This window comes from Actinomadura atramentaria DSM 43919 (assembly GCF_000381885.1).
Classification (GTDB): Bacteria; Actinomycetota; Actinomycetes; order Streptosporangiales; family Streptosporangiaceae; genus Spirillospora; species Spirillospora atramentaria.
In genome coordinates, this window is the sequence record NZ_KB907226.1 from 25,828 (window position 1) to 43,819 (window position 17,992).

15 protein-coding genes are annotated in these 17,992 nt (G+C 74.3%); all 15 read left to right on the plus strand.

Annotation, left to right across the window (positions count from 1 at the left end; all coding sequences use genetic code 11):
- The first annotated feature begins 25 nt into the window (after positions 1–25).
- Positions 26–3,244, plus strand: a complete 3,219-nt coding sequence (locus G339_RS0130250) for a helicase-related protein (protein ID WP_019634813.1) — start codon at positions 26–28, stop codon at positions 3,242–3,244.
- 181 nt (positions 3,245–3,425) lie between these two features.
- Positions 3,426–4,430 (plus strand): HEAT repeat domain-containing protein, encoded by a 1,005-nt coding sequence (locus tag G339_RS0130255; RefSeq protein WP_019634814.1) that lies wholly within the window; start codon positions 3,426–3,428, stop codon positions 4,428–4,430.
- A gap of 127 nt (positions 4,431–4,557) precedes the next feature.
- Positions 4,558–5,121, plus strand: a complete 564-nt coding sequence (gene rsmD, locus G339_RS0130260; protein WP_019634815.1) for a 16S rRNA (guanine(966)-N(2))-methyltransferase RsmD — start codon at positions 4,558–4,560, stop codon at positions 5,119–5,121.
- A 63-nt stretch (positions 5,122–5,184) separates the two neighbouring features.
- Positions 5,185–6,633, plus strand: coding sequence for a penicillin-binding transpeptidase domain-containing protein (locus G339_RS0130265; RefSeq protein WP_019634816.1), 1,449 nt, complete (start codon positions 5,185–5,187; stop codon positions 6,631–6,633).
- Positions 6,634–6,728: 95 nt separating this feature from the next.
- Positions 6,729–7,205 (plus strand): pantetheine-phosphate adenylyltransferase, encoded by a 477-nt coding sequence (gene coaD / locus G339_RS0130270; RefSeq protein ID WP_026341917.1) that lies wholly within the window; start codon positions 6,729–6,731, stop codon positions 7,203–7,205.
- Between the two features lie 165 nt (positions 7,206–7,370).
- Complete coding sequence (locus tag G339_RS35860) at positions 7,371–7,979, plus strand: YceD family protein (protein WP_019634818.1); 609 nt, start codon at positions 7,371–7,373, stop codon at positions 7,977–7,979.
- A gap of 1 nt (position 7,980) precedes the next feature.
- Positions 7,981–8,160 carry a 50S ribosomal protein L32 gene (gene rpmF, locus G339_RS0130280; protein ID WP_019634819.1) on the plus strand — a complete coding sequence of 60 codons (180 nt, stop codon included), beginning with the start codon at positions 7,981–7,983 and terminating at the stop codon, positions 8,158–8,160.
- A gap of 314 nt (positions 8,161–8,474) precedes the next feature.
- Positions 8,475–9,224 carry a ribonuclease III gene (gene rnc, locus G339_RS0130285; protein WP_019634820.1) on the plus strand — a complete coding sequence of 250 codons (750 nt, stop codon included), beginning with the start codon at positions 8,475–8,477 and terminating at the stop codon, positions 9,222–9,224.
- A complete protein-coding gene (gene mutM / locus G339_RS0130290) occupies positions 9,217–10,101 on the plus strand; it encodes a bifunctional DNA-formamidopyrimidine glycosylase/DNA-(apurinic or apyrimidinic site) lyase (RefSeq protein WP_019634821.1) in 885 nt (294 codons plus the stop codon). Before rnc ends, mutM begins: the two co-directional genes overlap by 8 nt.
- Before the next feature lies 1 nt (position 10,102).
- Complete coding sequence (locus G339_RS0130295) at positions 10,103–10,399, plus strand: acylphosphatase (protein ID WP_026341918.1); 297 nt, start codon at positions 10,103–10,105, stop codon at positions 10,397–10,399.
- A 175-nt stretch (positions 10,400–10,574) separates the two neighbouring features.
- The gene (locus G339_RS0130300; RefSeq protein WP_019634823.1) at positions 10,575–10,772 is read left to right on the plus strand and encodes a hypothetical protein; all 198 of its coding nucleotides are present in this window, start codon (positions 10,575–10,577) and stop codon (positions 10,770–10,772) included.
- 335 nt (positions 10,773–11,107) lie between these two features.
- Positions 11,108–14,776 (plus strand): chromosome segregation protein SMC, encoded by a 3,669-nt coding sequence (smc, locus tag G339_RS0130305; RefSeq protein ID WP_019634824.1) that lies wholly within the window; start codon positions 11,108–11,110, stop codon positions 14,774–14,776.
- 55 nt (positions 14,777–14,831) lie between these two features.
- A complete protein-coding gene (ftsY, locus tag G339_RS0130310; RefSeq protein WP_019634825.1) occupies positions 14,832–15,995 on the plus strand; it encodes a signal recognition particle-docking protein FtsY in 1,164 nt (387 codons plus the stop codon).
- Between the two features lie 336 nt (positions 15,996–16,331).
- Positions 16,332–17,657, plus strand: coding sequence for an ammonium transporter (locus G339_RS0130315; protein WP_019634826.1), 1,326 nt, complete (start codon positions 16,332–16,334; stop codon positions 17,655–17,657).
- Positions 17,654–17,992, plus strand: coding sequence for a P-II family nitrogen regulator (locus tag G339_RS0130320; RefSeq protein ID WP_019634827.1), 339 nt, complete (start codon positions 17,654–17,656; stop codon positions 17,990–17,992). Before G339_RS0130315 ends, G339_RS0130320 begins: the two co-directional genes overlap by 4 nt.

The following is a 17,992-nucleotide window of genomic DNA, read 5'->3' on the forward strand; positions in this document are numbered from 1 at the left end:
GCCGGTGTCCCCGGCATGGGCTTGAATGGACCCCGTGCCGAACCTCGACGAGCCGCTGCACAAGGTGCTCGGCGACAAGACCGCGAAGGTGCTGGCCAAGGGCCTCGACCTGCACACCCTCGGGGATCTGCTGCACCACTACCCGCGCCGCTACGCGCACCGGGGCGAGCTGACGCCGCTCGCCGAGCTGCGCGACGACGACCACGTCACGGTCATGGCCGAGGTCGTGAAGGTGCAGGGCCGCACGCTGACCCGCAGCCCCGGCTACGTCCTGGAGATCACCGTCACCGACGGCACCGGCGAGCTGTCGCTGAGCTTCTTCGGCCGCCGCGGCTCCTACCGGCCCGAGAAGGACCTGGCCCCCGGCACGCGCGGCCTGTTCGCGGGCAAGATCAGCACCTACCGGCCGCGCGGCGGCCGACCCCGCCGCCAGCTCGCGCACCCGCAGTACAAGGTCGTCCCGGACCGCGCGGGGGAGGCGGCGGCGCAGGAGTGGGCGGACGAGATCATCCCGATCTACCCGTCCACCAAGGGCCTCGACATCGAGACCATCGGCAAGTCCGTCGAGGTCGCCCTGGACCGCGCCGACCTCGGCCCCGATCCGATGCCCGCCGGCATCCTCGCCGAACGCGGCCTGATCCCCCTGCGCGACGCCTACGAGGGCATCCACCGCCCGAAGGACTGGGACCAGCTCTCCCGAGCCCGCGCCCGCCTCAAATGGGACGAGGCGTTCGTGGTCCAGGTGGCCCTGGCCCAACGCCGCCGAGCCGCCGCCGCCCTCCCCGCGACCCCGCGCCCCCCGGTCCCCGGCGGCCTCCTGGACGCCTTCGACACCCGCCTCCCCTTCACCCTGACCGGCGGCCAGCGCCAGGTGGGCACCGAGATCTCCGCCGACCTCTCCCGCTCCCACCCCATGCACCGCCTCCTCCAGGGCGACGTCGGAGCGGGCAAGGCCCAGCCGCTGGACGCGCTCGTGCTGACGCCGGAGGGTTTCCGGCCGATGGGCGAGATGCGCGTCGGGCAGGAGGTCGTCACGCCGTCCGGCGAGGTCACGGTCGTCACGGGCGTGTTCCCGCAGGGCGAGCGGGACGTGTACGCACTGGCGCTCTCCGATGGCACGTCCGTCGAGTGCGACGACGAGCACCTGTGGCCCGTCAAGACCGACACCGGCTGGCACCGGGGAAGCCCGCTGAAGATCCTGACGACCCGCGAGCTGCGGGCGGACCTGCTGCGCGCGAACGGCGGGAGCAAGTGGTACCTGCCGCTCGTCGAGGCTCCCGAACTCGACGACCGCGGTGGCCGTCCCGTCCCGCCGTACCTGCTCGGCGTCCTCCTGGGGGACGGCTGCCTGAAGTACGGGCGCGTCACGGTGTCGAGCGCGGACGAGGAGATCGTGGCGGCCGTCGCGAACCTCCTGCCGCCGGGCTGCGTGCTGCGCCGCTCGGAGTCCCGCCCGCTGGACTGGTCGATCCTGGGCGAGCGGCGCGGGGCGGGGAACCCCCTGCTCGCGGCGCTCCGCGAGATCGGTGTCTACGGTCTCGGCGCCCACGACAAGTTCGTCCCGCCGTCCTACCTCGCCGCCCCCGCGAAAGACCGCGAAGCGCTCCTTCAGGGGTTGATGGACACCGACGGCACGCTCCGCGCGGAAGGCCGCGACGTCAGTTTCGTCTCGGCGTCGCGGCGGCTGGCGGAGGACGTCGCGTGGCTCACCCGGTCCCTCGGCGGGTACGCGCGCTGTCGCCCGGTCGTGAAGATGGGCGCGCGGTACTGGATGACGAGCGTCGCCCTGCCGAACTCCGTCCGCCCGTTCCGGCTGGCGCGCAAGGCGGACCGGCTGCGGCCGCGCACGAAGTACGAGCGCCGCCGCAAGGCGATCCGCGCCATCGAGCACGTCGGGCGCAAACCCGTCCGGTGCATCTCGGTCGCCCACCCCGACCGGCAGTACGTGACCGACGGCTGGACGCCCACGCACAACACGATCGTCGCGTTGCGGGCGATGTTGCAGGTGGTGGACGGGGGTGGGCAGGCGGCGCTGCTCGCGCCGACGGAGGTGCTCGCGCAGCAGCACTACCGGTCGATCCGGGAGATGCTCGGCGGGTTGGGGCAGGCCGGGCAGATCGGCGGGGAGGAGCACGCGACGCGGGTCGCGCTGCTCACCGGGTCGCTGGGGGCGAAGGCGCGGCGGGCGGCGCTGCTGGAGGTCGCGTCCGGCGGCGCGGGCATCGTCGTCGGGACGCACGCGCTGCTGCAGGACCAGGTGTCGTTCGCCGACCTCGGGCTCGTCGTGGTGGACGAGCAGCACCGGTTCGGCGTCGAGCAGCGGGACGCGCTGCGCGGCAAGGCCGGGGCGGGCCGCCCGCACGTGCTCGTCATGACGGCGACGCCGATTCCGCGGACCGTCGCGATGACCGTCTTCGGCGACCTGGAGACGTCCGTCCTCGGCCAGCTCCCGGCGGGCCGCGCGGGAATCCAGACCGTCGTCGTGCCGCCGGAGAAGCCGCAGTTCCTGACGCGCGTCTGGGAGCGCATCGCCGAGGAGGCGCGCGGCGGTCGGCAGGTCTACATCGTGTGCCCGCGCATCGGGGAGGGCGAGGAGACCGACGCCGTCCCGGTCGACGAGGAGGGCGCGCGGCGCGCCCCGCTCGGCATCTCCGACCTGGAGCCCCGCCTGGCCGACCTGCTGCCGGGCCTGCGGATCGGCGTCCTGCACGGCAGGCTCGCGCCGGACGAGAAGGACGCGGTGATGGCCCGCTTCACGGCGGGCGAGCTGGACGTCCTGCTCGCGACGACGGTGATCGAGGTCGGCGTGGACGTCCCCAACGCGACCGTCATGGTCATCATGGACGCCGACCGGTTCGGCGTCTCCCAGCTCCACCAGCTCCGCGGCCGGGTCGGCCGCGGCGGCCTGCCGGGCCTGTGCCTGCTGGTCACCGACGCCGAGCCGGGGAGCCGGGCGCGCGAGCGGCTGGACGCGGTCGCCTCGACGACCGACGGCTTCAAGCTGTCCCGGCTGGACCTGGAGCAGCGCCGCGAGGGCGACGTGCTCGGCGCGGCGCAGGCGGGCCGGGCGCGGAGCCTGCGGCTGCTGACCCTGCTGGCCGACGAGAAGGTCGTCACGGCGGCGCGCGACGCGGCGGCGGCGCTGGTGGCCGACGACCCGGAGCTGGCGCGGCATCCGGCGCTGGCGGCGGAGCTGGCGACGCTGCTGGACGAGGAGCGCGCCGAGTTCCTCGAAAAGACCTAGATTTCCTACTTGATAAGTTGACTATAGCCGGGCCGTGCGTCACGATAGGGGACGTGACCCCGAACGAGCTCCTGACCGTCCGCCGCCACGTGGACCTCCGGCGGCAGGCGAGCGCGCTGTGTTCCCGTCGCTGATCCCGTTCCCACGACGAGATTCCGACGGTTCCCCGGAGGCCACCGCCATGACGCTCACCGACCGCACCCGCACCGCCCGCCCGCGCCGCGCCCACCGCGCGCGGGAGACCCGTTCCCCCGGCCTGCTCGACCGGGTCATCGACCTGCACCGCCTCGAAGCGCCCGACGGCGCCGAACTCGCCCCGTACCTGGCCGACCCCGAGCCCGAGGTCCGCGCCGCCGCGCTGCGCGTCCTCGGCCGCGCCGTCCGCCGCGGCGGCGAGCCGGGCGACCGCGCCACCGGCGACGCGCTCGCCCGCGCGCTGTCGGACGAGGACCGCGACGTCCGCCGCCTCGCCGCCCGGCTGCTGCACGGCCTCGCCGAAGTGTCCCTCGGAGCGGACGGCGTCGCCGCGCTGCACCGCGCCGTCCACCGCGCCCCCGACGCGCAGGCGCGCGCCGCCGCCGCGACGGTGCTGGCCAAGCTCGTCGGCGCGGCCGCCGAGCTGTACGCGCAGGGCCTCCAGGACGACGAGGTCCAGATCCGCGTCCAGGCCGTCATCGGTCTCGTCGCGCTGCGCGCCGCCGACGAGACCGCGCAGGCCGCCGACGACCCGTCCCGCGCCGTCCGCGTCGCCGTCGCGGACGGCCTCGCCCGGCTCGCCGAACCGGTCCCCGGCGACCCCGCGCCCGGTATCGCCGTGGGCGCGCTCGACGCCCTCGGCCACCTGCTCGACGACCACGACCCGGTCGTGCGGATGGCCGCGCTCGACGCGTCCGCCGGGCTCGGCGTCCCCGAGCCGCTGGACGTCCGCGTCGTCGCGGCGACCGCGCACCGGAGCTGGCAGGTCCGCCGCCGCGCCGTCCTCGCGCTCGGCTCCGCGGACCCCGACGTCGCCGTCCCCGCGCTGCGCCGCGCCCTGCGCGACGGGATCGTGGACGTCCGCCGCGCCGCCGTCCAGTCGCTGGAGCAGTGGGCGGGCGAGATCCCCGACGCGGTCACGGCGCTGACCGAGACCCTGGGCGACCCCGACCCCGGGGTCCGCACGCAGGCCCGCTGGGCGCTGGCCTGACCAGGCCCGCGCGAGCGGGCGCCGCGACGTCCCGGACCCCGCGGGTCCGGGACCGGCGAGCGGCGGGCGGGGCGCCCTGGGGTGGGGACGCCTCGCCCGCCCTCACCGCTGGCCCATACTGAGGGGCATGAGCAGGGTCATCGCGGGCACGGCGGGCGGACGGCGGCTGGCCGTCCCGCCCGGCCGGGACACCCGCCCCACCAGCGACCGCGCCCGCGAAGGGCTGTTCGCCACGATCGGCGCCCTGCTCGGCCCGCTGGACGGCCTGCGCGTCGCGGACCTGTTCGCCGGGTCCGGCGCGGTCGGCCTGGAGGCGCTGTCGCGCGGCGCGGCGCACGCGCTGCTGGTCGAGTCGCATCCGCGCGCGGTGAAGGTCGTCCGGCAGAACGCGGCGGCGCTCGGCCTGCCCGGCGCGGACGTCGTCGCGGACCGCGTGGAGCGCGTCGTGCGCCGCCCCCCGGCCGCGCCCTACGACCTGGTCTTCGCCGACCCCCCGTACGCGCTGGCCGACGCCGCCGTTCTCGACCTGCTCGCCGCGCTGCGCGACGGCGGCTGGCTGGCGGGCGGCGCGCTGGTCGCCGTCGAGCGGTCCGCGCGCGGCCCCGCGCTGGCGTGGCCGGACGGTTTCGAGGCCGAGCGCGACCGCCGGTACGGCGAGGCGGTCTTCTGGTACGGGCGCGCCACGGATTGACGTCCGGCCCCCGAACGTGATGATCATGTGTGATCACCGTGTTCCGGGGGGACGGAGTCGGTCATGCTCGGCATCGACAAGGCCTTGGGCCGCGTCTGGATCATCGCGCTGCTGCTGGCGCTGGCCCTGCTCGCGAACGTCACGTACGTGCAGGGGTTCCAGGCGCAGGCGCTGCGCGACGATCCGAACAACGCGCGCCAGTTCGCGGGCCGCACGACGCTGGACCGGGGCCCGATCACGGCGGGCGGCGAGCGCCTGGCGTACTCGGTGAAGGTGGGGGACAAGCGCTACCAGCGCAAATACGTCGACAGCGCGGTCTTCTCGCCGATCACCGGCTACTTCTCGCTGTACTCGCAGAGCGGCGTCGAGGGCGCGGAGAACCGCATCCTCGACGGCACGGACGCGCGCCTGGCCACGACGAGCCTGGTGGACAGGCTGCTCGGCCACCACGTCCCGGGCGGCACGGTGGAGACCACGATCGACCCGCGCGCCCAGCGCGCCGCCTACGCCGCGCTGCGCGCCAGCGGCGCCCGGCGGGCGGCGGCGGTGGTGATCGACGCCTCGACGGGCGCGATCCGCACGCTCGCGTCCTACCCGTCCTTCGACGCCAACGACGTCTCCACGCTGAACGCCAAACAGGCCGACCAGGCGTTCCGCCGCCTGAACGCCGCGCCGCTCAAGCCGATGCTGGACAAGGCGACCGGCGAGGTCTTCCCGCCCGGCTCGACGTTCAAGACGATCGTGTCCGCCGCCGACCTGGCGGGCGGCGCGACGACCGCCACGCAGGTCGGGACGGGCCGCAGCTACCGCCCGCCGGGCGCGGGCCAGCCCATCAACAACGACGAGGGCGACATCGGCGGCCTGTGCGACCGGCCCGCGATCCCGCTCCTGGACGCCTACGCGCAGTCCTGCAACACGACGTTCGCGCGGATGGGCGCGGAGAGCCCGGGGAACGGCGCCATCGCGGACCAGGCCGCCAAGTACGGCTTCTACCAGCGCATCGACATCGAGAAGGGCATGTCGGCCGCGCCCAGCTCGTTCCCCCGCACCGACCAGCCGTCGCTGAGCGCCCTCGGCTCGATCGGGCAGGGCAGCACGGTCGCGACGCCGCTGCAGATGGCCCTGGTCGCCGCCGCGACGATCAACGACGGCGAGGTCATGCAGCCCTACCTTGTCGACAAGCTGCGCGGCGGCGACGGGAGCACGGTCGAGTCCGCGCGGCCGCACCGGATGGCCCGCCCCCTCACGTCCGACCAGGCCGACGCGATGCGCGCGATGATGCGCGAGGTCGTCCGGACCGGCACCGGCAAGCAGCTCCAGGGCAGCCGCGTCGGCGGCGGCAAGACCGGCACCGCCGACATCGACGGCGTCGCCTACAACGACCGCTGGTTCATCGGGTTCGAATCGGGGAGCAGGCCGAAGTACGCCGTCGCGGTGATGACCGAGGCGGACGGCTACGGCCTCGAGTCGGGCAAGATCGCGGCGCGCGTCCTGGCGTCCCTGAAGGACTGAAACCCGGGTGAAAGCGGCATGATCCGGATTTGGTACCGTCGCGCCGCAGGGTCCTCACCTGCACGAAGGCAGAGCCGCCAGGATGGAGCCACCGCGTGCGCCGCGTCGTTTGTCCCGGGTCCTTCGACCCCGTGACCAATGGACACCTCGACATCATCAGCCGGGCCTCACGCCTCTTCGACGAGGTGGTCGTCGCCGTTCTGATCAACAAGACGAAGAAGAGCCTCTTCACCATCGACGAGCGCGTCGACATGCTCCGGGAAGTCACCCGGGAGTACGGCAACATCCGCATCGACACCTGGCACGGTCTACTGGTCGACTTCTGCCGGCAGAACGACATCCCCGTCATCGTCAAGGGCCTGCGCGCGGTCAGCGACTACGAGTACGAGCTGCAGATGGCGCAGATGAACCACCGCATGGCGGGCGTGGAGACCATGTTCATGTCCACCAACCCGCTCTACTCCTACCTCTCCTCCAGCCTCATGAAGGAGATCGTCAAGTACAAGGGCGACGTGACGGGCCTCATCCCGGAGATGGTCCACGAGCGGCTGGCCGCGCGCCTCCAGGAGTAGCGGCGCGCCGCGAGTTGGGTGCGGTCCGCCGGGTCGGTTACCCTGGTGTACCGGCCGCAACGACGGCCGCCCTTCGTCATGCCTCATCTCCGGGCGTCCGCGGTCGCGGCGTCCCGCCAAGCGCAGGAGTCTCCGCTGTCCCGCCTCGATCCAGGTGCCCCGCTCGTGCTCGACACGCGGACCCTCGGCCGGCAGCCGGGCACGTCGCGGCGCGAGACGCTGCGCGTCCCCGCGCCCGCGGACTTCGGCGTCGAGATGGTCGGCGTGCCCGCGGGCGCGCAGATCGAACTCGACCTGCTGCTGGAGGCGGTGCTGGAGGGCGTGCTGGTCAGCGGCACGGCGCGGGTGCCCCTGGAAGGCGAGTGCGCCCGCTGCCTGGACCCGATCTCCTCGGCGTTCGAGGCGGACTTCCAGGAACTCTTCGTCTATTCTGACACCCGCTCCGGCGGGAACGCCGAGGACGACGAACTCCGGCTCGAGGACGACCTGATCGACCTCGAACCGGTGCTCCGGGACGCGGTGGTGCTCGCGCTGCCGCTGTCGCCGCTCTGCCGGGACGACTGCCCCGGCCTGTGCGCGGAGTGCGGTGTACGGCTCGCCGACGTCGGGCCCGACCACCACCACGATGTCGCCGACCCCCGATGGGCGGCGCTCAAGGACCTGACCGGCGGCGGCCTCGCGCCGAACGCAGCGCCGGGCTCCTCCTCCGGGGGGAGCGGGGGCGAACGCCCTCGCGGACCATTCGACCCACGAGAAGGAAAGCAGGAGGGCTGAGGTGGCCGTCCCCAAGCGGAAGAAGTCCCGCAGCAACACGCGGCACCGGCGCTCGCAGTGGAAGGCCGCCCGGCCGACACTCGTCGAGTGCCCGACGTGCCGCGACCAGAAGCTGCCGCACACGGCGTGCGCCACGTGCGGCACCTACGACCGCCGTCAGGTCGTCTCCCCGTCGTCCTGACGCGTCCGCGCATCCCGGGGGCGGTCCCGCGCAACGCGCGCCGGCCGCCCTTCGGATGCCGGGGCGCGGTCGCCCGCGGTGACCGCGCCCGATCCGGGCGGCTTCCGCCGTCCGGTGCCACCATCGGCGGGTGACGCCGGTGCCGGGCCGTTCCCCCGGGTACCGCGCCCGGAGCCGTGGTACACGCCGGGCGGCCCCGAGCCACCGGCGCGCACCTCGTCTCCGCGGACCCTCCCGGGCCGCCGGGCTCCCCCTCGTCACGCGCCGCACCGGCGACCGCGCGTTGCGGTCGCCCGGCCTCGTGAGGAGGGCCCGTGAGCGCCAAGAAGCCAGGCCACGCCGCCGACACCGGGGAACTCACCCGCGCGCTCGGCGTCGTGGTGACCCCGGAGCTGCTGGACCGCGCGCTGACGCACCGCAGCTACGCCTACGAGAACGGCGGCCTGCCGACCAACGAGCGGCTGGAGTTCCTCGGCGACTCCGTCCTCGGCCTGGTCGTCACCGACACGCTGTTCCGCGGCCACCCCGACCTGCCCGAGGGGCAGCTCGCCAAGCTCCGCGCCGCCGTCGTCAACATGCGCGCGCTCGCGGGCGTCGCGCGGGCCCTCGGCGTGGGCGCGCACATCCGCCTCGGCCGCGGCGAGGAGGGCACCGGCGGACGCGACAAGGCGTCGATCCTCGCCGACACGCTGGAGGCGCTGATCGGCGCGGTGTACGTGGACCGGGGCCTGGACGAGGCCGCCGCGCTCGTCCACCGCCTGTTCGACGCGCTCATCGCCCGCTCGGCGGGGCTCGGCGCGGGCCTGGACTGGAAGACCTCGCTGCAGGAGCTGACGGCCGTCGAGGAACTGGGCGTGCCCGAGTACCACGTCACCGAGAGCGGCCCCGACCACCAGAAGACGTTCCGCGCGTCCGTGCGCGTCGGCGGCGAGACGTACGGCGCGGGCGAGGGCCGCAGCAAGAAGGAGGCCGAGCAGCACGCGGCCGAGGCGGCCTGGAACGCGATCCGCGAGGAGGCCGTCCGCCGCGCCGCCGCGCCGGACGCGCCCGCGGCCGATGCCTGAGCTGCCCGAGGTCGAGGTCGTCCGGCGCGGGCTGGAGCGTTGGACGGCCCGGCGGACGATCGCGGCCGCCGAGGTCCTGCACCCGCGCGCGGTGCGCCGCCACACCGAGGGCGCGGGGGACTTCGCGGGGCGGCTCGCGGGCGCGGAGGTCGCGGCCGTGCGGCGGCGCGGCAAGTACCTGTGGCTGCCGCTGCTCACCGAGCCGGCGGGCGCGCCGGGAGAGGCGCTGCTGGCGCACCTGGGGATGAGCGGGCAGCTCCTGGTCGGCGATCCGGAGCGCGCGCGGGAGAAGCACCTGCGGGTGCGGCTGTCGTTCGGCGACGGCGGGCTGGACCTGCGGTTCGTGGACCAGCGGACGTTCGGGCACCTGCTCGTCGCGGACCTGGTGGACGGGCCGCACGGCGCGGTCCCCGAGCCGATCCGGCACATCGCGCCGGACCCGCTGGAGGACGCGTTCGACGACGAGGAGTTCGTCCGCCGGATGCTCGCCCGCCGCACCGGTGTGAAGCGCGCGCTGCTCGACCAGTCGCTGATCAGCGGCGTCGGGAACATCTACGCCGACGAGGCGCTGTGGCGCGCGAAGCTGCACTGGGCGCGGCCGACCGAGACGCTCCGCCGCGCCGAGGCCGCGCGCGTCCTGGCGGGCGCGCGCGAGGTCATGACCGAGGCGCTGGCCGCGGGCGGCACGTCGTTCGACAGCCTGTACGTCAACGTGAACGGCGAGAGCGGCTATTTCGCGCGGGCGCTGGAGGTCTACGGGCGCGAGGGCGAGCCGTGCCGCCGGTGCGGCGCGCCGATCCGCCGGGACGCGTTCATGAACCGGTCGTCGTTCAGTTGCCCGGTCTGCCAGCCCCGGCCGCGCCGGGGGGTGTTCTGAGGTGGACGAGTCCCAGGAGCCCGTGCGCCTCACCGCCTGGGTGCGCGGGGCGGTGCAGGGCGTCGGCTTCCGCTGGTGGGTGCGCTCGCGCGCGCTGGAGCTCGGACTGGTCGGCAGCGCGTCGAATCTGCGGGACGGCCGCGTCGAGGTCGTGGCGGAGGGCCGGCGCGAAGCGTGCGCGGCGCTGTTCGCGCTGCTGGACGCGCCGGACGCGCCCGGGCGGCCGGGCCGCGCGGACGGCGCGGCGGCCCGCTGGTCCCCGCCGCGCGGGGGCCTGCGCGGTTTCGTGGAGAGGTGATCGGGTAAGGACACCCGGTTTGCGCATGCTAAACTAGAGAAGACAGGTTGTTACCGGCCCGTGATGTCCATCTTGACCAGGGCGCTCGCCGGTGCGACTCTAGATGAAACGCGCACCGGCAACTCTTCTTCGGGCGCGATTCCTGCTGGTTACTCAGCGTGGAGGACCCTTAGTCATGGCGAAGGCTCTACTCGGCCACGTCGGCGGTCCCGACCCCCGGATGGTCGCGGAGATGCGGCGCCTTCAGCAGCGCGTACGTGATCTGGAAGCCGAACTGGTACGGCTTCAGGAGGAGAACGACGCGCTCGCGACGGCGGCGGACGACGACGTGATGTCGCTCGCGGTGAAGGACCGTGAACCGGCGCTGACCTGATCGGCGTCCACTTCGAGAACAACAACGACAGGGACGCCACCGTGGGCGTCCCTTTTGTTTTGCCCTGCCCTGAATGTGTTTTCGGTCACGCCGGAGACCCGTTCGGGCGGCGGACCGGTGAATCCGCCCGCCCGCGGCGTCCGGCGCGTTGATCGTCCCCGATTGCCCCGGTTCGTTCCGGTCCGTCCCCCGTCGGGGGGATCGTGGCGCGGGCGCGCCGGGTCCGTCCCGAGGATGCCGGTCGGCGGCGGTCGCGGCCGGTATCGTTCCTCGGGTCTCCGGCGGGCCGCGCACCGCGCCCGGGGGACCGCCGGCAGGGGAGGGCAGGGGCCGCCGTGTATCTGAAGACGCTGACGCTGCGCGGGTTCAAGTCCTTCGCGTCCTCCACCACGCTGCGCTTCGAGCCGGGCATCACCGCCGTCGTCGGCCCGAACGGGTCCGGCAAGTCCAATGTCGTGGACGCCCTCGCCTGGGTCATGGGCGAGCAGGGCGCCAAGTCGCTGCGCGGCGGCAAGATGGAGGACGTCATCTTCGCCGGGACGGCCAACCGCGCGCCGCTCGGCCGCGCCGAGGTCGTCCTCACCATCGACAACTCCGACGGCGCCCTCCCGATCGACTACTCCGAGGTGACGATCAGCCGCCTGATGTTCCGGTCGGGGCAGAGCGAGTACGCCATCAACGGCGACTCGTGCCGCCTGCTGGACATCCAGGAGCTGCTGTCGGACTCCGGCATCGGCCGCGAGATGCACGTCATCATCGGGCAGGGCCAGCTCGACCGCGTCCTGCACGCCGGGCCCGAGGGCCGCCGCGCGGTCATCGAGGAGGCGGCGGGCGTCCTCAAGCACCGCAAGCGCAAGGAGAAGGCGCTCCGCAAGCTCGACGCGATGCAGGCCAACCTCAACCGCGTCACCGACCTGACCGGCGAGCTGCGCCGCCAGCTCAAGCCGCTCGGGCGGCAGGCCGAGATCGCCCGGCGCGCCGCCGTCATCCAGGCCGACCTGCGCGACGCCCGCGCCCGGCTGCTCGCCGACGACCTGGTCACCCTGCGCACCCGCCTCGACCAGGAGACCGCCGACGAGGAACGCGTCCGCGAGCGCCGCACCGAGACCGAGCGCGCGCTGGCCGAGGCGCAGGAGCGCGAGGCGATGCTGGAGGAGCAGGAGGTCGCCGAGGCGCCCCGGCTCGCGGCCGTGCAGGACACCTGGTTCAAGCTGTCGGCGCTGCGCGAGCGGCTGCGCGGCGTCGCGGACCTCGCCGCCGAGCGGCACCGGGGCGCGGTCGAGGCGGCGGGCGACGAGCGGCGCGGACGCGACCCGGACGAGATGGAGCGCGAGGCCGCCGCCGTCCGCGAGCAGGAGGAGATGCAGCAGGCGGCGCTCGAGTCCGCGCAGGACGGGCTCGAAGAGGCCGTCCGGGAACGGTCCGGAGCGGAAGAGGCGCTGGCCGGCGAGGAACGCCGCCTCCAGGCCGCCGCGCGCGCCGCCGCCGACCGCCGCGAGGACCTGGCCCGGCTGCGCGGCCGCGTCGAGGCGCTGCGCAGCAAGGCGCAGGCGGGGCAGGCCGAGATCGGCCGGCTGCGCGAGGCCCGCGCGGAGGCCGAGCGGCGCGCCGAGGTCGCGCGCGAGGAGTTCGCCGCGTTCGAGGCCGAGGTCGTCGCGGACCCGGAGCTGGCCGCCGAGCACGAAGCCGTCCAGGAGGCGCTGGCGACCGCGAAGGACGCCGCCGAGGCGGCGCGCGCGGCGGTGGACGGCCCCCGGACGCGGGTGAAGGACGCGCGCGCGGCCGTCACCGCCGCCCGCACCGCCGACCAGGCCGCGCAGCAGCGCGTCACCGCGCTCCAGGCCCGCATCGAGGCGCTGAACCTGACGCTGGCCGGCGCCGCGGACGGCGGCGAGGCGCTGCTGGCGGCGGCGGGCGACGGGACGCTGCCGGGCGTGCTCGGCACGGTCGCGTCGCTGCTGACCGTCCGGCCCGGGTACGAGGCGGCGGTCGCGGCGGCGCTCGGCGGCGCGGCCGAGGCGCTGGCCGTCGGGTCGCTCGACACCGCCGAGGCCGCGCTGGAGCTGCTGCGCTCGCGCGACGCGGGCCGCGCCGGACTGCTCGTCGGCGGCGGGACGGCCGTGCCCGCGCCGCGCGTGCCGGACGCCGACTACGTCCTCGACGCGGTGACCGTCCCGGACGGCGTCCGGCCCGCGCTGGAGCACCTCGTCGGGGACGTCGCCGTCGCCGACGACGTCGCGGCCGCCGCCGCGCTGGTCCGCCGCGCGCCCGAGCTGCGCGCCGTCACCCGCGACGGCGACCTCGTCGGCGCGCACTGGGCGCAGGGCGGCGCGGCGGGCGGCGCGCAGGGCCTGCTGCAGATGCGCGCGACGCTGGACGAGGCCGCCGCCGACCTGGCCGCCGCGCAGACCGCCGCCGAGGCCAGCGCCGACGCGCTCGCCGCGGCCCTCGACGCCGAGCAGCGCGCCCAGAGCGACCTCGACGCCGCCCAGGCCGCGACCGGCCAGGCGCAGACGGCGGTCAACCAGGCGCAGGGCGACCTCGACCGGGTCCGCGCGCGGGTCCGCGCCGCCGAGGCCGAGGCCGCGCAGGAGGCGCGCCGCGCCGCGCGGCTTGAGGCCGACGCCCGCGCCGCGTCCGGCGAGGCCGAGCGGCTGTCCAAGGCGCTGGACGCCGCCGCCGACGCGCTCGCCGCCGACACCGAGGCCGCCGAGGAACTGGCCGTCCGCCTCGCCGAAGCGGAGGAGGCGGCCGAGGTCGCGGGCGACGCGGGCGAGGACACCGCCGTCCGCGACGAGCTGGACGGCCGCTGCCGCGAGCTGCGCTCCGCCGAGATGGAGGCGCGGCTGGCCGTCCGCACCGCCGAGGAACGCGTCCGCGCCATCGCGGGCCGCGCCGACGCGCTGGAGCGCGGGGCGCGCCGCGAGCGGGAGGAGCGGGCGCGCGCGGCGCAGCGCCGGGAGCGCCGCGAACGGCAGGCCAAGGTCGCGCTCGCCGTGCAGCGCGGCGCGCAGACCGCGCTGGACCACATCGAGCGGTCGCTGGCCGAGGCGGTGGCGCGCCGCGAGGAGGCCGAGCGGACCCGCGCCGCGCGGGACGCCGAGCTGAAGGTCGTGCGCGGGCAGGTGCGGGAGCTGTCGAGCTCGCTGGAACGGCTCGTCAACGTCGCGCACGGCAGCGAGGTCGCGCGCGCCGAGCAGCGGCTGCGGCTGGAGCAGTACGAGCAGCGGGCGCTGGAGGAGTTCGGGCTGGAGGTCGACGCGCTCGTCGGCGAGTACGGCCCCGACCAGCCCGTCCCGCCCGGACCCGAGGCCGCCGAGGACGCCGCGCCCGCGCCCTACGACCGGGCCGTCCAGGAGAAGCGCGCCAAGACCGCCGAACGGCAGCTCACCCAGCTCGGCAAGGTCAACCCGCTCGCGCTCGAAGAGTTCGCGGCGCTGGAGGAACGGCACGCGTTCCTCACCACGCAGCTCGAAGACCTCAAGAAGACGCGCCGCGACCTGATGAACGTCGTCAAGGAGGTCGACGACCGCGTCCAGCAGGTGTTCGCCGCCGCCTACGGCGACACCGAGCGCGAGTTCGGGCGGATCTTCGCGCGGCTGTTCCCCGGCGGCGAGGGCAGCCTGTCGCTGACCGAGCCCGACGACATGCTCACCACCGGCGTCGAGGTGTCGGCGCGGCCGCCCGGCAAGAAGGTCAAGCGGCTGTCGCTGCTGTCGGGCGGCGAGCGGTCGCTGGTCGCCATCGCGTTCCTCGTCGCGGTGTTCAAGGCGCGGCCGTCCCCGTTCTACGTGCTGGACGAGGTCGAGGCCGCCCTGGACGACACCAACACCCAGCGCCTCATCACGGTGTTCGAGGAACTGCGCGAGTCGTCCCAGCTCATCGTCATCACGCACCAGAAGCGGACGATGGAGGGCGCCGACGCGCTCTACGGCGTGTCGATGCGCGGCGACGGCGTCACGCAGGTGATCAGCCAGCGCCTGCGCGACCCCGACGCCGAATGAGCCGCGCCGGGCCTGTTCGGGGCAGCGCGGACCGTCTGGGAAACTGGGGGACGCTATGGAATACGTGATCCTCATCGCCGTGCTCGCCGTGCTGCTCCTCGTCGTCGGCGGCGTCCTGTTCCTGCGCCCCGGCCGCCGCCGCGCGCCGCGGCCGCCCGCCGAACCGGCGCCACGGCCGGAGGCGGGGGCGACCCGCGCCGACGCGGCGGCCGGGACGGTCGAACCGGAGGCCCCGCCCGCCGAGCGCGCGCCGCCCGTCCCGGCGGCCCGGCCCGCGCCCGAGATCGAGAAGCCGCCGCCCGGCGCGGGGCGGCTGGTCCGGCTCCGCGCCCGCCTCGCCCGCTCGCAGGGCACGTTCGGCAAGGCCCTGCTCGGCCTGCTGTCCCGCGACACGCTGGACGACGAGGCGTGGGAGGAGATCGAGGACACCCTGATCGGCGCGGACATGGGCGTGTCCGTCGCCCGCCAGGTCACCGAGGACCTGCGCACCCGCGTTCAGGTGCTCGGCACCCGCACCCCCGACGAGGTCCGCGCGCTGCTGCGCGAGGAGCTGGTCAAGCAGATCGGCCCCGACCTGGACCGCTCGCTGCACACCGCCCCGCACGGGACGCGGCCGTCGGTCGTGCTCGTCGTCGGCGTCAACGGCACCGGCAAGACCACCACCTGCGGGAAGCTGGCGCGCGTGCTCGTCGGGGACGGCCGCACCGTGCTGCTCGGCGCGGCCGACACCTTCCGCGCCGCCGCCGCCGACCAGTTGGAGACGTGGGGGTCGCGGGTGGGCGCGCCGGTCGTCCGCCGCGAGGAGGGCGCGGACCCGGCCAGCGTCGCGTTCGACGCCGTCAAGAAGGGCGTGGACGACAAGATCGACACGGTCATCGTCGACACCGCGGGCCGCCTGCACACCAAGACCGGCCTGATGGACGAGCTGGGCAAGGTCAAGCGGGTCATCGAGAAGCAGAGCCAGATCGACGAGATCCTGCTCGTCCTGGACGCCACCACCGGCCAGAACGGGATGCAGCAGGCGCGCGTGTTCGCGGAGGTCGTCAATGTCACGGGCGTCGTCCTGACGAAACTCGACGGCACCGCCAAGGGCGGCATCGTCGTGCAGGTGCAGCGGGAGCTGGGCGTGCCGGTGAAGCTCGTCGGCCTCGGCGAGGGGGCCGACGACCTCGCGCCGTTCGAGCCGGAGGCGTTCGTGGACGCGATCCTGGGGGACTGAGTCGCTTGCGGGGGGACGACTCCCCGCCCCCGCGGCGCGGGAAGCGTCCTCGCTTCGCTGCGGTGCATCCTCCGCGCTCTTGACGCCCCGCCCGCGCATCCCGCGCGGGCGGGGCGTTCTTTGTCAGCGGGGGACGGGGGAGCGGGGCCTGACACCGCCGATGACTGATGATGTCGCCTTCATGTCAGTCTGAGTGGTGAGGGGTTGGAAACGCCCTGGAAACACGAAGCGGTGTGGTTTCACACTGCCGAAACATCGGCGCACTCGGGACGAAACCGCCAGGCCGGAGTCTCTGAACCATCAGAATCCTGTGGCCGAGGAGGGACAGCCCCCGAGATGAAAATCGACAGCGGCAACACTGCCTGGATGCTGGCGAGTACCGCACTCGTCCTGCTCATGACCCCGGGGCTCGCGTTCTTCTACGGGGGGATGAGCCGGGCCAAGAGCGTCCTCAACATGATGATGATGAGCTTCGTCAGCATCGCCGTCGCGGGCATGGTGTGGGTGCTCTACGGCTATTCCCTCGCGTTCAGCGACGGCGGCGGCGCCAACAAGTTCATCGGCGGACTGAAGGACTGGGGCCTGGTCGGCCTGGAGAAGACCGCCACGCTCGATGACGGCACCGGAATCCCGTCCCTGGTGTTCGTGGCCTTCCAGGCGACGTTCGCGATCATCACCGTCGCGCTGATCAGCGGCGCCGTGGCGGACCGTACCAAGTTCGGCGCGTGGGTCGTCTTCTCGCTCGTCTGGGTCACGGTCGTCTACGCGCCCATCGCCCACTGGGTCTGGGGCGGCGGCTGGATCATGGACAAGGTCGGCGCGCTCGACTTCGCGGGCGGCACGGTCGTCCACATCAACGCCGGCGTCGCGGCGCTCGCGCTCGCGCTCGTCCTCGGTAAGCGGCGCGGCTGGCCGAAGGACCCGATGCGCCCGCACAACCTGCCGTTCGTCCTCCTCGGCGCTGGTCTGCTGTGGTTCGGCTGGTTCGGGTTCAACGCCGGGTCGTCGCTGGCCGCCAACGACATCGCGGGCGTCGCGATGATCAACACGCTGGTCGCCACCTGCGCCGCCGGGTTCGCCTGGATCGTCGTGGAGAAGCTCCGCGACGGCGCGTCCACCACGCTCGGCATCGCGTCCGGCATCGTCGCGGGGCTCGTCGCGATCACCCCGGCCTGCGCCTACGTCACGCCGGTCGGCGCGCTGGTCCTCGGCCTCATCGCCGGCGTCGTGTGCGCCTTCGCGGTCGGCCTGAAGTACAAGCTCGGCTTCGACGACTCGCTCGACGTCGTCGGCGTCCACATGGTCGGCGGGATCGTCGGCGCGCTGCTCATCGGCTTCCTCGGCAGCACCGCCGTCAACCCGGCGGGCGCCAAGGGCCTGTTCGCGGGCGGCGGCATCGACCTGCTCGGCAAGCAGGCCCTCGCGGTCGCCGTGACGATCGTGTACTCCTTCGTCGTCACCTACGTCATCGCGAAGGTCATCGACCTGGTCATGGGCTTCCGGATCAGCGCCGAGGACGAGATCACCGGCATCGACAGCGCCTCCCACGCGGAGACCGCCTACGACTTCGGCACCGTCCACGCGGGCGCGGGCGCGTCGGTGGCCGCCGCCCTCGGCGGCGGGCAGAGCAGCGAGCACAAGAAGGTTGAGGCGGAAGCGTGAAGCTGATCACGGCGATCATCAAGCCGTTCAAGCTCGACGAGGTCAAGGCGGCCCTGGAGTCCTTCGGGGTGAAGGGCCTGACCATCAGCGAGGCCAGCGGCTACGGCCGCCAGAAGGGCCACACCGAGGTCTACCGCGGCGCCGAGTACAAGGTCGACCTCGTGCCCAAGCTCCGCATCGAGGTCCTGGTGGACGACGAGGACGCCGACGACATCGTGGACGTGATCGTCAAGGCCGCCCGCACCGAGAAGATCGGCGACGGCAAGGTCTGGTCCGTGCCGGTGGACACGGTCGTCCGGGTCCGGACCGGCGAGACCGGCCCGGACGCCCTCTAG